Annotated in this window: 15 protein-coding genes; 3 read left to right on the top strand and 12 right to left on the bottom strand. The window is 69.4% G+C overall.

What is annotated here, in order from left to right:
* Positions 1–27 precede the first annotated feature (27 nt).
* The 11 genes from QFW96_RS17965 to QFW96_RS17915 form a co-directional block, all read right to left on the bottom strand.
* Positions 28–1326: an FAD-dependent oxidoreductase gene (locus QFW96_RS17965; RefSeq protein ID WP_281456838.1), complete on the bottom strand. Its 1299-nt coding sequence runs from the start codon at positions 1324–1326 to the stop codon at positions 28–30.
* Positions 1319–2641, bottom strand: coding sequence for an MFS transporter (locus tag QFW96_RS17960; RefSeq protein WP_281456837.1), 1323 nt, complete (start codon positions 2639–2641; stop codon positions 1319–1321). Before QFW96_RS17960 ends, QFW96_RS17965 begins: the two co-directional genes overlap by 8 nt.
* Before the next feature lie 69 nt (positions 2642–2710).
* On the bottom strand, positions 2711–3853 hold the full coding sequence (locus QFW96_RS17955) for an acyl-CoA dehydrogenase family protein (RefSeq protein ID WP_281456836.1): 1143 nt from the start codon (positions 3851–3853) through the stop codon (positions 2711–2713).
* The gene (locus QFW96_RS17950; protein WP_281456835.1) at positions 3850–5169 is read right to left on the bottom strand and encodes an acyl-CoA dehydrogenase family protein; all 1320 of its coding nucleotides are present in this window, start codon (positions 5167–5169) and stop codon (positions 3850–3852) included. Before QFW96_RS17950 ends, QFW96_RS17955 begins: the two co-directional genes overlap by 4 nt.
* 13 nt (positions 5170–5182) lie before the next feature.
* Positions 5183–6331: a thiolase family protein gene (locus QFW96_RS17945; RefSeq protein WP_281456834.1), complete on the bottom strand. Its 1149-nt coding sequence runs from the start codon at positions 6329–6331 to the stop codon at positions 5183–5185.
* Positions 6328–6747 (bottom strand): Zn-ribbon domain-containing OB-fold protein, encoded by a 420-nt coding sequence (locus tag QFW96_RS17940; protein WP_281456833.1) that lies wholly within the window; start codon positions 6745–6747, stop codon positions 6328–6330. The genes QFW96_RS17945 and QFW96_RS17940 overlap by 4 nt, the downstream gene beginning before the upstream one ends.
* 11 nt (positions 6748–6758) lie before the next feature.
* Complete coding sequence (locus tag QFW96_RS17935; RefSeq protein WP_281456832.1) at positions 6759–7577, bottom strand: SDR family NAD(P)-dependent oxidoreductase; 819 nt, start codon at positions 7575–7577, stop codon at positions 6759–6761.
* A gap of 38 nt (positions 7578–7615) precedes the next feature.
* Positions 7616–8836, bottom strand: a complete 1221-nt coding sequence (locus tag QFW96_RS17930; RefSeq protein WP_281456831.1) for an acyl-CoA dehydrogenase family protein — start codon at positions 8834–8836, stop codon at positions 7616–7618.
* Positions 8833–9600, bottom strand: a complete 768-nt coding sequence (locus tag QFW96_RS17925; RefSeq protein WP_281456830.1) for an SDR family NAD(P)-dependent oxidoreductase — start codon at positions 9598–9600, stop codon at positions 8833–8835. The genes QFW96_RS17930 and QFW96_RS17925 overlap by 4 nt, the downstream gene beginning before the upstream one ends.
* Positions 9597–10604 carry a phosphotransferase family protein gene (locus QFW96_RS17920; RefSeq protein WP_281456829.1) on the bottom strand — a complete coding sequence of 336 codons (1008 nt, stop codon included), beginning with the start codon at positions 10602–10604 and terminating at the stop codon, positions 9597–9599. The genes QFW96_RS17925 and QFW96_RS17920 overlap by 4 nt, the downstream gene beginning before the upstream one ends.
* 54 nt (positions 10605–10658) lie before the next feature.
* Entirely contained in the window at positions 10659–11447 is a 789-nt protein-coding gene (locus tag QFW96_RS17915; protein ID WP_281456828.1) for an enoyl-CoA hydratase/isomerase family protein, read from the bottom strand.
* A 224-nt stretch (positions 11448–11671) separates the two neighbouring features.
* Between QFW96_RS17915 and QFW96_RS17910 the strand changes: the two genes are divergently transcribed.
* From QFW96_RS17910 to QFW96_RS17900, 3 genes are all read left to right on the top strand, one after another.
* Positions 11672–12712 (top strand): alcohol dehydrogenase catalytic domain-containing protein, encoded by a 1041-nt coding sequence (locus QFW96_RS17910; protein ID WP_281456827.1) that lies wholly within the window; start codon positions 11672–11674, stop codon positions 12710–12712.
* A gap of 24 nt (positions 12713–12736) precedes the next feature.
* Positions 12737–13759 (top strand): NADP-dependent oxidoreductase, encoded by a 1023-nt coding sequence (locus QFW96_RS17905; protein WP_281456826.1) that lies wholly within the window; start codon positions 12737–12739, stop codon positions 13757–13759.
* A 155-nt stretch (positions 13760–13914) separates the two neighbouring features.
* Positions 13915–15255: an MFS transporter gene (locus QFW96_RS17900; RefSeq protein ID WP_281456825.1), complete on the top strand. Its 1341-nt coding sequence runs from the start codon at positions 13915–13917 to the stop codon at positions 15253–15255.
* On the opposite strand, the gene QFW96_RS17895 is transcribed toward QFW96_RS17900, so the two are convergent.
* Positions 15250–16602 carry a DUF1254 domain-containing protein gene (locus tag QFW96_RS17895; protein ID WP_281456824.1) on the bottom strand — a complete coding sequence of 451 codons (1353 nt, stop codon included), beginning with the start codon at positions 16600–16602 and terminating at the stop codon, positions 15250–15252. The genes QFW96_RS17900 and QFW96_RS17895 overlap by 6 nt on opposite strands.
* Positions 16603–16610: the final 8 nt, after the last annotated feature.

The raw sequence follows: 16610 nt of genomic DNA, 5'->3' as shown, positions 1-16610 counted from the left end.
GGGACCCAGCATAGATGCCAACCGATGTCAGTTCACGAGGGCTCCGGCTGCGGCGCGCCGCGCGAACACGATCGCCGGCGCCAGCCCTCCGGCGTAGGCGCGCTCGTACAGGCCCCCGATGTCGGATCCCGCCGCGAGCAGGCCCGGGATCGGCGTGCCGTCCGCGGCGAGGACGCGCGCCCGCGGGTCAATGCGAACACCGGTGAACGGGAACGTCACCGCGGGCCGCGCCTCCACGACGTAGTACGGCGGTTCGTCCAACGGCCGCGGGTCGAACTCGCGCGCGGGCCGAGCGGACTCGCCCTTGGCGAGCCGACCCAGCTCCTCGGCGATCCCGGGGCCGTCGTAGCCCCACTCGGCGGGCATCTCGGCGAAATCGGACACGCTGTCGGCAACCACGCACCGCGCACCCCGGGACCGGGCGAGCGCGAACTTGTCGAGGCTGTCGCCTCCCTCGACGTAGGCACCGGTGATCCGCTCCCGGTAGCCGCGGGAATCGGTGACCAGCAAGCCCCGCGCCTCCGGTTGTTCCAGCAGCGCCATCGCCGTGAGGTGATCGGCAGCCGTCTCATCCACGAACCGCTCACCCGCCAGGTTGAACAGGGCTGCGTGCTCGCTGTAGTAGAGCGTGATGTCCACGAACAACTCCGGTTCCAGCGAGACACCGGACGGGATCAGGTGCCCGTAGAACCCGGCGCCCTCCGACCCGATCACCGCACCCGCCTCGGCGGCCAACCGCAGTCCGTCCCCACTGCTGAACGGGTTCGACCGCAGCTCGACGTCCCGCGCCTGCTCGTGCAGATACCGGGCGCGCAGCTCGGGGTCGGCCTGGAAGCCGCCTGTGGCCAGCAGCGTCGCCTTCGCCTCCACCGTTCGCACCACGCCGTCGGCCAGCTCTACCTCCGCTCCGCGCACCGTGCCGTCGTCGAGGAGCAGCCGCCGGGCCGAACCCTCGGTGATGATCTCGCCGTTCGCCGCCACCACCTGCCGGCAGCGGTCGACGTACTGCGCCGTGTCGAACCGGTGCCCGCGCCCGTAGCCGATCACCGGCACGCGCTTGCCGCAACTCACGCCCAGCGAACCGATCCACTCCACGGCGTCGTCGAAATCGTCCACCACCGCCCGTTTCAGCCCGGGATCGCCACCGGGGTTCACCCGGTCCATCACGTCGTGGTCGGGCGCGGTCCAGATGTATCCCGCGTACTGGCCCGATCCGCCGAGCGAGGGCCCCTTCTCCACCACCATCGCCGAGCCGCCACCGCGGACCGTCGCGGCCGCCGCCGTCATGCCGGCGATACCGCCGCCGAGCACCAACAGATCAAACATCGCTCACCACACCTTCACTCAGATCGTCATGCGAGGTCTCCCGGATGAACCACACGATCACCAAGCCCACCGCGGCACTGCCGACCATGTAGAACGCCGGGCTCATCGTCATGTGGGTGGCAACCACCAGCCACGTCGCGACGAACGACACCGGGCCCGAACCGATCACTCCCGCGATGTTGAACCCGAGCGAGACACCGCTGTGACGGACGCGGGTGGGGAACCACTCGGAGAACTGCGTGTACACCACGCCCTGCACGGCCGCGAAAGGGACGTTGAGGACCAAACCCGCCGCGAGGGCGAGCGGATAGCTGCCCAGCTCCATCAGCGCGAAGCAAGGCACCGCGAGGACGACGAACCCGCCGAAACCGGACAGGAGCACCGCGCGCCTGCCGTACCGGTCGCTGAGACGTCCGGCCAACGGGATGAGCAGCAGCGGCATCAGCGACACGATCGCGGTCACCCACATCGAACCGGAGAGCTGGTAACCGAGCACCTTCGTCAGGTGCACCACGATGTAGATCGAGGCGAGGCTGCCGGCCGTCAGCTGGGCGAAGCCGATGCCGATCGTCAGCAGCAGAGCACGGCGGTGGTTCCTCATGACCTCCACGACCGGGGACTTCACCGGTTCGGAGGTCGCCAGCATCTCCTTGAACAGCGGGGAATCCTCCACCCGGATCCGGTAGAGCAAGCAGCCGATCAGCAACGGCCCGGCGAGCAGGAACGGGATCCGCCAACCCCACGCCGACATCTGGGCATCGGTCAGCAACACGCTCAGGACTCCGACGACGATCGACGCGGACGACATGCCGACCGCACAGCCGATCGAGGTCGCCGACCCGAAGAGCCCACGCCACTTCGGTGGTGCCGATTCGTTGGCCAGCGCGGTCGCCCCGCCCACCTCCCCGCCGGCCGAGATTCCCTGCGCCACGCGCAGCACGGCCAGCAACAGCGGTGCGGCGACACCGATGCTCGCGAACGGCGGGAGCAGTCCCGCGCCGAACGTCGCCACGCCCATGATGGTCACGGTGATGAGGAGGACGCGTCGTCGGCCCAGCCGGTCACCGAGGCGGCTGAAGACGAAGCCACCGATCGGACGGGCGAAGAACCCGCCTCCGATCAGCGCCAACGTGGACAGCAGACTCGCCGCACCGCTGCTCGACGGGAAGAACGCCGGTGCGATGACCACCGCGAGGTAGCCGTAGATCGCGAAGTCGTAGTACTCCACCGCCGTGCCGGCAGCGGCTGCGATGCTGGCTCGCTTGCCGACGAGCAGCTGCTCCCGAGACGTGGTCTCGCTGGTGGTCGAGGTCATCGTTGATCCTCCCTATCGGCGGCAGACGCGCGGTCCTCCCGCGTTCCATCGGCCGCCGGGTTTCACCGGTCACTCGGTGTCGACGCGCAGACCGGTCAACAGACTCTCCCGGTGGGTACGACGATCACCGAAGAGCACCGCGCTGGTGGCCGCCCGGCGGAAGTGCAGGTGGGCGGGGTGCTCCCAGGTGAAGCCGATGCCTCCGTGCACCTGGATGGCTTCGGCGGCGACGTATTCATAGGCCCGGCTGCAGGCCAGCGCGGCAGTCGCGGCGGCGATCCCGGTCTCCGGTGAGCCCTCCGCCACCGCCGCGGTCGCCCACAGCGATGCCGACCGCGCGGCCTCCAGCTCCACGGCCATGTCGGCGCAGCGATGCTTGATCGCCTGCAGCATCCCGATCGGACGTCCGAACTGGATGCGGTTCTTGGCGTGCTCGACCGCCAGGTCGAGGGACGCCGCCGCACCGCCGGTCTGCTCGCAGGCCAGCGCCGTCACCGCGCGGTCGCGCACGCGCGCGAGCACCCGCTCGCCCGTACCCGGATCGCTGACCAGGTGTGCCGGTGCTCCGTCGAAGGTGACGGTGGCGAGTTGGCGGTTCGGATCCATCGCGCGGTCAGCGGTGCGGCCCACACCCGGTGCGTCCCCTTCGACGACGAACAGGGCCAGCCCGTCGTTCGCGCGGGCCGCGACGAACAGCAGGTCCGTCATGGCGCCTTCGACGACGAGGATCTTGCGGCCGGTGACGCGCCAGGTGCCGCCATCGTGCTCGGCCGAGGCCTCGATGCTCGGTGCGTCCAGGCGGTCAGCGGCTTCCGCCCAGGCCAGCGTGGCGGTGCGCTCACCACCGGCCAACGCGGTCAGCAGTTGCGTCCTGCGGTCCTCGGTCTCCGCGCCCTCGGCGTGGAGCAGCACGCCGACGCCGAGCACGGCGCTCGCGAACCACGGCAGTCGGACCAGGGATCGGCCCAGCTCCTCGGCCACGACCGCAACCGGGCGAAATCCGGCGCCCGCGCCACCGCAGGTCTCCGGCACGTCCAGCCCGACCACGCCGAGCTCGCCGACGAGCCGGCTCCACACCGCCGTATCCCAGGCACGTTCTTCGCGCATCGCGCCGAACACCGCCGTGGTGTCCGCGTGCTCGCGCAGGAAGCCCCGGACGGCACAGCGGAACTCCTCGACCTCCGCGTCGTGCGTCAGCCTTCGACCGGTCACGCCGCACCACCCGCCACCGGTTCGGCCTCGTCCGCTTCTGCGAGCAACTCCGCGTACCGTTCGAGCGCCTGCCGATTGAGTTCGGGTCCGGTGTAGGGAGGGAAGAGCCCGTCGTCCGGTGTGGTGCTGCGGACGAGTGCCTTGGCGAGGTTGGTCTTGTGGACCTCGGTGGCACCGTCGGCGAGTCCCATGTGGAACGACTCCATCACCCACTTGCCGAACGGCAGCTCTTTGGAGATGCCCAGCGAGCCGTGGATCTGGATAGCTCGGGACGAGACCTCCATCAACACCTTCGGCATCGCCGCCTTCACGGCAGCGATGTCGGCCCGCACCGCGCGGTAATCGTTGAACTTGTCGATCTTCCACGCCGTCCGCAGCACCAGGAGCCGGAACTGCTCGATCTGGATCCAGGAATCGGCGATCATCTCCTGCACCAGCTGCTTGTCCGCCAACCGAGCGCCCTTCGTGGTGCGCGACACCGCGCGGCGTTTCATCAGCTCGAACGCGCGCTGGACCAGGCCGACCGTGCGCATCGCATGGTGGATGCGGCCGCCCCCGAGCCGGGTCTGCGCGACGGCGAACCCCTCACCGCGCTGCCCCAGCAGGTTCTCCGCAGGCACGCGGACATCGGTGTACCGCAGGTACTGGTGGGTCCCGACGGCCTCCTCGTGCCCCCACACCGACACGTCCCGCACCCGTTCGATACCCGGCGCGTCCGCGGGCACGACGAACATCGACATCCGCTCGTGCGGCGGGGCGTCCGGCTCGGTCACCGCCATCACGATGAGGAACTCGGCGAACACCGCGTGCGAGGAGAACCACTTCTCCCCGTTGATCACCCAGCTGTCACCGTCGAGCACCGCAGTGGTCCGGAAGCCCGTCGGGTCGGATCCACCGTGCGGCTCGGTCATCGAGAACGAGGACACGATGGAGCCCTCGATCAAGGGCTCCAAGTATGTCCTCTTCAGGAAGTCGCTGCCGTAGTGGGCGAGGATCTCCGCGTTCCCCGAGTCCGGTGCCTGGCAGCCGAACACGACCGGTCCGGAATGCGTGCGCCCGAGCTTCTCGTTCAGCAGCGCCAATCGCAGCTGCCCGTACCCCTTGCCACCCAGCTCGGGACCGAGGTGGCAGGCCCACAGCTCGCGCTCCCGCACCCGCTCCTGCAGCGGTCTGATCAGCGCGTTGCGGCGCGGGTCGCGGGTGTTCCAGGCGTGCTCGACCACCTGGTCCACCGGTTCGACCTCGTCGCGGACGAACTCCTCGACCCAGTCCAGCTCCCGCTGCACATCTGGGTCGGTTTCGAAATCCCAAGCCATGCCCATCGTCCTCTCAACGGGTCAGAACCGTGCACGCGCTGATCCCCGGCGCACCGTAGACGTGCGTGAAACCCACTCGCGGCGGAGACGGCACCTGATGGGCGCCGGCATCACCGCGCAGTTGGAGCGCGTTCTCGTAGATCTGCCGCAGCCCGGAGGCGCCGACCGGCTCACCGTTGGCGATGCACCCGCCATCGGTGTTGATCGGCAGCCGCCCGTCGATCGCCGTACCCCCGGACTTGATCAGGTCCTCTTGCTCACCGTGCTCGCACAGGCCGGTCTCGGCCATGTGCATCAGCTCCGCCCCGGACTCGGTGTCCTGGATCTGGGCAATGTCCACTTCGGACGGTGAGATCCCCGCGGCGTCGAACGCCGCCTGCGATGCCTCCACCGTCGGCGACTCCGCGCGCTCGATGGCGATCCAGGGCGCGTAGACCTCGAACGATCCGTAGCGACGGCTGCGGAACGCCGCACCGCGCAGGAAGATGGGTTTCTCGGTGTACCGGTTCGCCTTGTCGGCGCGGCACAGCACCAAGGCGACCGCGCCCTCCCCTGGCGAGCAGTACATGTACTGGGTCAGCGGGTGCGAGATCATCGGTGCTGCGGCGATTTCAGCCGCGGTGAGCTGGTCGCGCCGCCACGCGTGGGGGTTCAGCGCTCCGTTCCGGAAGGACTTCTCCGCGATCAACGCGAGGACGTCGGGGCTGATGTCGTGGTCGTGCAGGTACCGCTGGATCTTCATGCCGAAGAACTGGGTGGTGACCATCATCCCCGTCTCGCCGTACCACGAGCCGAGGCCGTGCTCGGCCGGATCCACGTTGAACGCGCCCCGGGGGTGCTTGTCGAACCCGATCACGATGCCGAGATCGTGCTGCCCGGAGCGAATCGCGGCGTCGGCCGAGATCAGCGCCGAACCACCGGTCGCACAACCGTTGGCCACGTTGATGAAAGGCAATCCGGTCAGCCCCAGCTCCGAGACCAGCGTGTCGGCGTCTCCGGCCGAGTGCGAACCGCCGAACCCGAACTGCATGTCCGAGAAGGACAGGCCCGCGTCGCGCAACGCATCCCGCGCGGCGTGCACGGCCTGAGCGCGGCCGGAGACTCCCTCGGTCCGCCCGAACCGGTGGATCCCGATCCCCACGATCGCCACACCGTCGGTCATCTCCGCACCTCCTGATCCGGGGCGAACGCGAAGGTGTGCACCGGAACGCCGTCGTCCGCTGTCCGAAATGGCACCAGCTCCAGGTGCATCGGCATCCCGATCTCCAGCGCCTCCGGATCCGACTCCGTCAAGCGGGCTTCCACCACGAGCTGTCCGGGAAGCTCGACGTAACCCAACCCGAACGGTTCGAACTCCTCGGGTCCCGCGTACGGTTCCTTCGGGCGGAAGCCCTGGATCGTGAACGTCCACAGCGTGCCGTTGCGCGCCAGCGGCGTGTCCGCCATGCGATCTCCGGTGCAGCGCGGGCACCCCGTCTGCCGCGGGAACGTCCACGCAGCGCAGTCGGCGCACCGGCTGCCCAGCAGCGCCGGACCGTCGGGCGTGTCGGTGACGAGTCCGTCGTCCACCAGTCTCATCGCGACTCGTGTCATGGCGCGGCCAGCCTCCCCCCGTCGACGGCCAGCAGCGAACCGGTCGTGTAGCTGGACGTCGGTCCGCACAGGTACAGCGCCGCACCGACGATCTCCGAGGGATCGCCCCCGCGCTTCGACGGCCATGTCTCGGCCATCTGCTCGAACGCGTCCATGTCCCACGCCGAACTGATGTCGGTGAAGAACGGCCCGGCGAGGATCGTGTTCACCCGCACCAGCGGGCCGTACTCCTGCGCGAAGCCCGCGGTGAGCGTGTTCAACGCCGCCTTCGCCGCCGCGTACGGCAAGTCGCTCCGAGTCGGCCGGCCCGAGGCCATCGAGGAGATGTTGAGAATCGCTCCGCCGTCACGGGACGCCATCCGCTCACCGGCCAAGGCCATCAGGCGGAACGGTCCCTTGAGGTTCACGCCGACGACCTTGTCGAACAGCTGCTCCGAGACCTCGGTCAGGCTCGGGTAGACCGGGGCGATACCCGCGTTGTTCACCACGATGTCCACCGGGCCGAGGGACTCCTCGACCTCGTCGAGCAAGGCGGGCAGTCGTTCCCACTCGCCGACATGGGCTCCGTGCGCGGTCACCCTGCGCCCCGTGGCGTCGGCGAGTTCACCCGCGAGCTGGTCGCAGGCGTCCTTCTTCCGGGACACCACGGCGACGTCCGCGCCTGCCGCGGCGAAGGCGATCGAGATCTCCCGGCCGAGCCCGCGCGAACCACCGGTCACCAGCGCGGTCCGCCCTCGGAGCGGGCTACGCTGCGGCCGCGCCGCAGCGACCGCCTCCGCCACGGTGCGCGCCGAGCCTGAGCTATCAGCCTGCATGGCCACTCCCGTCTCATGTCTGTCTTCCCGTCCAGCGGCTACCGCGGGATGTCCCGCCACGGCACGTCCTTGTCACCGCGCGGTTCGGTGGGCAGGCCCAGAACGCGTTCGGCGATGATGTTGCGCTGGATCTCATCCGACCCGCCCGCGATCCGGTACCCGGGCGCTCCCAGCACGTGTTCGGTCCACTGGTACACGTCGTCACCGGTGTCGACGACCAGCCGGTTCCCCAGCACGGTGACCGCGACTTCGCTGACCTGCTTGAGCTTCTGCGCCCATGCGAGCTTGCGCAGCGAGCCGATGGAGGTCGGCTCGGCACCGTCCAGCCGCGCCTCGCGGTCCCGGGTCGCCGCCAGTTCGCCGACCTTCTCCCGCACCCACACCTCGGCCAGCCCGCGCCGCACGTCGGGATCGTCGAGCCTGCCGAGCCTGCGCGCGGTCGCCACCAGATGCCGGTAACCGCCGCCGAGTTCGGTGTTCGCACCGGAGTGGCTGCGCTCGAAGCCCAACGTGGCGAGGGTGACCTTCCAGCCCGCACCGACCTCACCGAGGCGCCAGGTGTCCGGGATGCGAACGTCGTCGAGGAACACCTCGCAGAACGACGCCCCTCCCGACATCTGCCGCAGCGGACGCACCTCGACGCCGGGGGTGTCCATCGGCAGCAGGAACGCCGTGAGACCGCGGTGCTTCGGGGCGTCCGGGTCGGTTCGCGCGATGAGCTCGCCCCACCCCGCGAACTGGGCGCCCGAGCTCCACACCTTCTGCCCGTTGACCACCCATTCCGTTCCTCGCTGCTCGGCGCGGGTGGCGAGCCCGGCGAGGTCGGATCCCGCGGACGGCTCGGAGAACAGCTGGCAGGCGAGTTCGTCGCCCCGCAGCAGCGGCCGAACTAGGCGCCGACGCTGTTCCGGGGTGCCGAACAAGTCGATCGTCGGCGCGATCAGATGAGCGCTGACCGACGCCAACTCGTGCTGGCCGGGAGTGTCGAACTCTCGCTCCAGCTCGACGAACGCCTCCTCGTGCGCTGGTGTCAGCCCGGCACCCCCGTCGGATTCGGGCCAGGTCAGTGCGCCGTAGCCGGCGTCGAACCGCAGGCGTTGCCAGGCGCAGACGCGGTCGAGCAGCGCTCGTTCCTCGTCGGCCGGCAGGTTGTGGAACACCGACACCGATGCGCGGGACGCATCGGCGTCCTGGCGTGGTGTCGCGTTCTGCTCCAGCCACGTGCGCGCCTCGGCGACGAATTCATCGATGCTCGTCATCGGGCCGTCCACCCTCCATCGACCGCCAGCACCTGACCGGTGCAGTAGTTCGACGCCGCTGATGCGAGGAAGAGCAGTGCCCCGTCCAGCTCGGAGCCTTCTCCGGCCCGGCGGAGCATGGTGTTGCGCTCGATCCAGCGCACCGACCGGTCGTCGGCGAACAGTTCGTCGTTCATCTCCGTTCGGAACCACCCCGGTGCCAGCGCGTTGACGCGCACACCGCGACCGCCCCAATGCCCGGCGAGCTCCCGGGTGAGACCGATCAGGCCGGCCTTGGCCGAGGCGTAGCTCGCGCCGCCCAGCGGAGCCGCGGAGACCAGTCCGAGGATCGAACTGACGTTGATCACCGACAACGACTTCCCGTCCGCCGCGCGCGCCGCGAGTTGCGCCAGGTGGAACGGGGCGACCAGGTTTGTGCCGAGCACCCCCGCGAACCCGGTCGGAGTCTCGTCCAACGGCTTCGCACCGCTGTCCGTGCCTGCGTTGTTCACCAGCACATCGACGGCCCCGGCATCAGCGGCGATCGCGGCGATCAACTTCTCCCTGGACCGTTCATCGGCGAGGTCGCCGGGCAGGACGCGAAGAGCCGGATTCGTCGCTGCCAGCGCGTTGAGCTTCTCCTCGCGACGGGCCGTGATCCACACGGTCGCGCCGGCCGCGGCCAGCACCATCGCGAACCGCGCGCCCAGCCCCGACGACGCACCGGTGACCAGTGCCGTCTTGCCCCGCAGCCCGAACAGCTCCCCAGGAGTCGGCACTGTCATCGCGCCACCTCTTCGAGGATCGAACGCCCCGAGGCGATCAGCGCACCGATGGTGGCCGGGAGTTGCTCCTGGACCGGGTCGTGGTGCACGCCCTCGCGGTGCCGCTTCAGGTTGTGCCCCATGATCGCGGCCATCTTCATCCGCCCGAGCGCGCGGAACCACGCGTAGTCCGGCGGTTCCGGGTTCCCGTAGGCCGCCAGCAGCTCCGCTTCGGACGGCAGCTCCGCCACGACGCGGCCGACCCCGGGGAACAACGCGCCGTCGGTGAAAACCCCGAACCAACCGAGGTCGACCCGCGGATCACCGATGCTCCAGATCTCCCAGTCGACCAACGCCGTCGGCTCGGCACCCGCGCACAGCAGGTTCCCGAGCCGGAAGTCGCCGTGCACCAGCACCGGGCCCACCGCGTCGGGCACTGCGATCTCCAGCGCGGACAACAACGCCGCCGAACCGGATCGGAGCTCTTCGGGAACGGCCTGCATCGTCCTGGTCCAGCGCACGAGCTCGTCCGCGGGGCGCAGTGGTTCCGGGACCTCGCCACCGGCCGAGCGCAGACCGGCTTCGATCTCCGCGAGCGGCACCGCGTGCAGCTCGCGGAGGATGCGCGCCGCCGCGAACATCCGATCCCGGGCGATCCCCGGAGACAGCGAATGCTCTTCGAGCACCGGTTCCCCGGCCGTCCCGGCAGCGCGTTCCATGGCGAACCAGGCCGGCTCCGCCTCGCTTCGAGCGGTGACTGCGGGAAGCGGCACCCCGGGTCCGGCGCCGGCGTCGGCCAGCGCCGAGAGCACGTGCGACTGCCGCAGGACGTCGTTGCGACCCACCGCACGCCGCCCCGGCGGTACCGCCTTGATGACGTGGTCCTTCCCAGCGGAGTCGGTAACCGCGTAGGTCAATCCGCTGCGGCCACCTTCCAGCGTCCGCAACGGACCTGACCCGCCGAGCTCGGCGCGAACCCGCGCACCGAGCTCGGGATCGGCGTCCACGACGGTCGGCTTCGTCATCTCAAGCTCCTCTGCCAGCACCACTGCTCGATCACCACGCGACGGAGCACCCGTTCAGCGACCGGTCCACTTCGGGTCGCGCTTCTCCAGGAACGCCGAGACACCTTCGGCCGCGTCCTGAGAGTTGAGCGTGACCCCCACGGCGAGGTGCTCCAGCACCATCAGCGAGGCGATGTCGGCGTCCAGGCCCCGGTCCACCGCCATCTTGGTGAGCTTCATCTGGAACGGGCTCTTGTCGGTGAGGTGGCTGATGAACTTCTCGACGGTCTCGTCCAGCTCAGCGGCCGGAGCGCTGGCGTTGACGAGGTCGAAGTCGTCGGCCTCCTTGCCGCTGAGCAGCTTTCCGGTGAGCATGAGCTCCTTGGTCTTGCGGATGCCCAGCATGCGCGGCAGGCGGTAGATCGGACCGGCACCGCCGAACAGGGCGCGGCGGATGTGGAAGTCACCGATCTTCGCGTCGTCCTCGGCGATCGCGAAGTCGCAGGAGATCATGACCTCGAACCCGCCCGCGGTGGCGTAGCCCTCGATGACGGCCACCGACGGCGTCGACATGTTGTAGAGCCGGTCGCAGACCTTGGCCGACACCACGGCGACGTCCATCGCGGTGCTCGAGCCGATGAAGTCGGATTGCAGGCTGTCCAGGTCGAAGCCGGACGAGAAGGTGTTCTCACGGCCGCGGACGACCAGGACGCGCAGCTCGGGGTCGTTGTCGATCTCGGTGATGATCTCGTCGAGCCGGTTGAGCATCGGCACCGTGATGCAGTTGCGCTTGTGCGGTCGGTTCAACCAAACGCGCGCGACGTTGCCGTCCTTCTCGAACTGGATGTCGTCCTCAACTGCCATGTTTCCTCCTTGAACTGACTTCAATTCAATACTGGGCCGTCAGCTCGCGCGTGTCAAGCGCCGTCGAACGCCGGAGCCCCAGCCGCCGACCGAGTTGATCGACGGTTAGCGCGTCGACCAGCCGTCGGAAGTAGCGCATTCACATCGTTGTGGCAGAGGCCTGGAGTCGCTCATACTGAACTAAGTTCATTTTAGGAACCAGTCCCCAGCCGAGGAGGGGCAGCGTGCGCGCGTACCGGATGTTCACCGACGGCAGCAGCGGACTGACCGAGGTCCCCTCCCCAGTGCCGACGGCCGGTCAGGTTCGACTGGAGGTTCTGGCCGCTGGCCTCTGCCAGTCTGATCTGCACGTCATCGACACGACTGGCGTCGGCCCTGCCACGACCTGGCCGACGCCGTACACGCTCGGCCACGAAACCTGCGGTCGAGTAGCCGAACTCGGGCCGGGCACGACCGGCGTCCACGTCGGCGACCAGGTGATCGTCCACAGCCCGTGGGGGTGCGGTCAGTGCGCGCGGTGCACGGCGGGAAGGCCGAACTACTGCGACCGCCCCGATCCGGGCGCAGCGGGTATCGGCCTGGGCGTCAACGGCGGGCTCGCCGATGAGATGGTCGTCGAAGCCGGGCGCCTCGTCCCCGCCGACGGTCTCGATCCGGCTCTCGCGGCTACGCTGGCCGACGCGGGACTCACGTCGTACCACGCGATCAGCGGGTGCCGGGACGCGCTCGCGGAACCGGACGCGATCGCGCTCGTGATCGGTGTCGGCGGCCTGGGCCACCTCGCGATCAGCGTTCTCACCGCCACCTCGCACGCCCGCGTCATCGCCGTGGACGTCCGCGGCGACGCCCGCGACCTCGCACTCGCCTGCGGCGCCGCGATCGCCTGCGCCCCGGACGAGGTGCACGGCGCGCTGCACCCGCGGCACGCGGACGTCGTGCTGGACTTCGTCGGCAGCGACGCGACGATGGCGTTGGCCGCGCGATCGCTGCGCCGGAGCGGCGAGATCGTCGTCATCGGCAGCGCAGGCGGCACTCTGCCCGTCGCGAAAGGCGCCGCACTGCCACCGGGAGCGCGGGTGCGCCTCCCGTTCTGGGGCTCCCGGGACGAACTCACCGAGGTCGTCGCGCTCGCGCGCGAGCACGACCTCCGCGCCGAGACCACGACCTATCCGCTCGACGACGCGGACGAGGCGCTCGACGACCTCCGGCACGGCCGGGTCCTCGGCCGCGCAGTGGTCCTCCCCCAGCACAGCCCGAAGCCCTGAAACCCACGACCTCCAGGAGACCTCATGGAAAGCGTCCAAGTGCAGGTGCGCGAACTGCCGGCCGGCGAGGTCGGCCGACGCCACTTCGAGCTCACGACCGTCGAATTGCCCGACCCCGGGCCGGGGCAGGTGCTGGTGCGCAACACCTGGACATCGGTGGATCCCGGGCTGCGGCTGCGCCTGCGCGCCGATGCGCCGCAGGGCTACTTCCCCGCCTTCCCGCCCGGGTCGGCGATGGACGGCGTCTTCGCCGTCGGGGTCGTCGAGGAGTCGCAGGCCGACGGCTTCCCCGTCGGCAGCACGGTGTGGCACTCCTACGGCTGGCGCAGCCATGCGGTGGTCGATTCCGGGGAGGTCGCGATGAACGGCATCGCGAGCCTGCGCCGTCTCGACGTCGACGCCGTTCCGGCCCATGCGTACTTGGGCCCGCTCGGGGCGATGGGCCTGACCGCCTACGCCGGCCTGCACGTGATCGACGCGTTGGACGACACCGGCACGATCTGGGTGTCGGCCGGCGCCGGCGCCGTCGGCAACCTGGTGTGCCAGATCGCGAAGCTCAGCGGACTGCGGGTCGTGGCCAGCGCCGGAAGCGACGAGAAGGTGGCCTGGCTGCTCGACGAGGTCGGCGTGGATGCGGCCTTCAACTGGCGTTCGCGTCCGTTGTCGGAGTCACTGCAGCAGGCCGCACCCGAGGGGCTGGGGCTCTGCTTCGACTCCGTCGGCGGCACTCACCTCGAAGCCGCGCTCCACGCGTTGAACGACAACGGCCGGATCGCGCTGTGCGGGTCGATCTCCGAGTACGAGGGAGCGGCGGCGGGACCGCGCAACCTGTTCCTCGCCACTTCGAAGAACCTCACCCTGCGCGGATTCCGCGGCAGCGCGCACGTTCCGCTGCTCGATGAGATGCAGCAACGGCTCGGATGCTGGCTGGCCGAGGGGCGCCTCGTCCACCGGGAGAGCATCTACGAAGGTCTCGAGTCCGCACCCACCGCATTGGCCGACATGCTGGCCGGTCGCACAACAGGCAAGACCCTCGTCCGGCTCTGAGAACACGCGGGCGTTCACATCCGAACGCTCCCTTCGGCTTTCAGCGTCGCCCTTCTCAGCGCGAAGCTGTTGAACTGATGTCAATTCATGTCTACGGTGTCGGCACTGCCGGCCGAACGACTGCGACGGTCGTTGCCGAGCGCAAAGGAGCGCCGATGTCGACACAAGCAATGCGTGATCGCGAACGCCTGGCCCGCCGCGCCAGCGTGGCAGCATCAGCCGGAACCGCCATCGAGTACTACGACTTCGCCATCTACGGCTACCTCGCCGTCGTCCTGGCACCGCTGTTCTTTCCTGCGGGCGACAGCCTCGTCGGACTGCTTGGGACGTTGGGGGTGGTCGCCACCGGCTCCCTGGCCAGACCCCTCGGCGGGTTGATCTTCGGCCGCATCGGTGACCGGCGCGGCCGGAAAGCCGTGCTCATGGCCACCGTCGCGGTGATGGGAGCCGCCACGATCCTGACCGGAATCCTCCCGACCTACGCCTCGATCGGCATCGGGGCACCCATCCTCCTGACCCTCCTCCGCATCGTTCAGGGACTCGCCGCGGGGGGCGAAATCGGCGGGGCCGCTTCGCTGTCCACCGAGTCGGCACCCTCACGGAGGCGCGGCCTGTTCGGTTCCGCGACCTCGATCGGAATCTCACTCGGCATCGCCAGCGCCGCGGGGACCGTCGCGATCCTGAGCGCACTCACGTCCGCGCAACAGATGAGCAGCTGGGGCTGGCGGGTCCCGTTCCTCATCGCCGCTCCCCTGCTGGTCGGGGCGGTCGTCTACCGCATGCGAGTCGAAGACTCCCCGCTGTTCGTGCAGATGGCGAAGAACTCGACGCCGCCCAAAGCGCCTGTCACGGAGGTGCTTCGGACTCACAAGGCCTCAGTCCTCCGAGTCATCGGCATCGCCTACTCGACCATGACCACCGGCGGGCTCGCTTCGGTCTACCTGCTCGTCCACCTCTCGGCGGTGCTGCGCTACCCGCTGACGGGGTCGCTCTGGCTGATCGTGCTGATCGTGCTCATGCCACTGGCCGTCATCCCCTGGGCCGGTGCCCTGAGCGACCGTCTCGGTCGCCGCCGCGTCCTCGCCAGCGCGATGCTGGGGTTCGTCCTGCTCGCGGTCCCGTGCTTCTGGGTGATGCAGCAAGGTTCGCTCGTCCTGGCCATCGTCGCCGCGCTGGTCCTCAACATCCCGTTCAGCATCCAGCAGGGCGTGGTTTACACGCAGTACAGCGAGCTGTTCCCGACCAGGGTGCGCTACACCGGGATCTCGCTCGGCTTCAACGTGGGCGGCGTCATCGGGACCGGACTCGTGTCACTGATCGCGACCGGACTGGTCAAGGTCACCGGGCTCACGCTCTCTCCGGCGTTCTACGCGGTGTTCGCCGCGCTGGTGGGCCTGGTCGTCGTCGCGACGATGCACGAAACCTCGCGCGACGACATGGCCCGGGAGGGGAGCCCGGCTGCCGACGAGCCGGACTCCCCGCCGGTTCGGTCATAGTCCGTCGTCGCCCGCGCCCGCCTCTCGACGCACCGGAGCGGGCAGCCAGGATCCCGCGATGACCTCCCGGCCGGGCGAGTAGATGCGCAGGATCAGGTAGAACTCGCTCTCCGGGCACGGAAGCCAGTTCGCGGCACCCGGATCGGCGTGGCTGAGAACCAGTCGCGCCGATCCCCCATTACCGGCGAGCGCTGCGCTGCCCAGGGAGTGGCGGTGCGCGGGGTTGGCGTAGAGCCGACCCGTCTCGGCGTGGTAGAGGGTCACGCTCCAGAACGCCGTTTGCGGTGGCTGCACGGCGAATTCGAGAAAGTACGGACCATCGCGCCCGGCCAGCCTCCGCCCGGCGGAGTCCACGTGCGTGTTGAACGACGTGTTCTCCTCCGCGACGTTGGCGCCGAGGCCTACGTGATTCATCACCGCCCGAGCAAGGAAGTTGTGCCCGTGCGCCCCCTTGTCGAGCACGCGCGTCCACCCGGTTCCGGTCGCAACGCCCAGCTGAGGGCGCGAGGAGCGCAGCAGTGCCTGCGCGGTGGCGAAGGAGCGCTCCAACGCGCCCGCCGTTGCCGCGTCGAGCGCGGCCGGATCCCAGGGACTCGGCCCGAGCAACCCCAGGCCCCGGAACTGCCGCACGTGGGCCCACTCGTCACAGGGGAACGCGTTGAGGCGCAGCACCGCGTCGAACGCGCGGTAGAAGGCGCGCCAGTCGTCCTCCACCTCTGCGGCGCCCATCACGGGGCCGAGGTCGCCACCGGGCGCGCCACCAGCCACGGTGACGTGGTCCTGCAGCTCGTGGACCACGCCGAGGTCGCCGTCCAGCACCTGGATTCGGAGCAACAACCAGATGATGGCGGTCGCGACCCGCACGACAGTGACGTCATCGGGCACTTCTCCCGACCAGTCGGGCGGGACCAACCAGTAGCGGGCCGCAGCCGCGCCGAAGGTCCGGGCGCTGATGTTGATGGAGTTGCTGTAGGCGTCGACGACCTGGACGGTGAAGTAGCGTTCCCCGAAATCCGGGAGCCGGAGCTCGACCGGCTCCTCGCCCACGCGCACCCACGCGTTGGAGTAGAGGGTGTCCACATTGGGCGCTCGAAACGCGTGGAAATCCGGGCCGGCCGGGACCCGCTCGTGCATGAACGAGGCCATCCGACCCGGCGCACCGGGCCGCAGCACCTGCTCCGACATCTGCGCGTACTGCAGCACTGCGGGCGTGGCGTAGATCGCGGCTTGCACGCCCAGCGACTCAACCCAGGACGAGCGGCTCCACTCCTCGGCCGGGAGGATGTCGTCACTCGCCGATCTCCCGAACTGGGGCAGATCGTTGGTGTCATAGCCGAGCGGTCCCATGTCCCCAC

Origin of the sequence: Saccharopolyspora ipomoeae (genome assembly GCF_029952525.1) — a bacterium.
GTDB classification, from domain to species: Bacteria; Actinomycetota; Actinomycetes; order Mycobacteriales; family Pseudonocardiaceae; genus Saccharopolyspora; species Saccharopolyspora ipomoeae.
The sequence above is the reverse complement of the archived record's forward strand: the minus strand, read 5'-3'. Positions and strand labels throughout refer to the sequence as shown.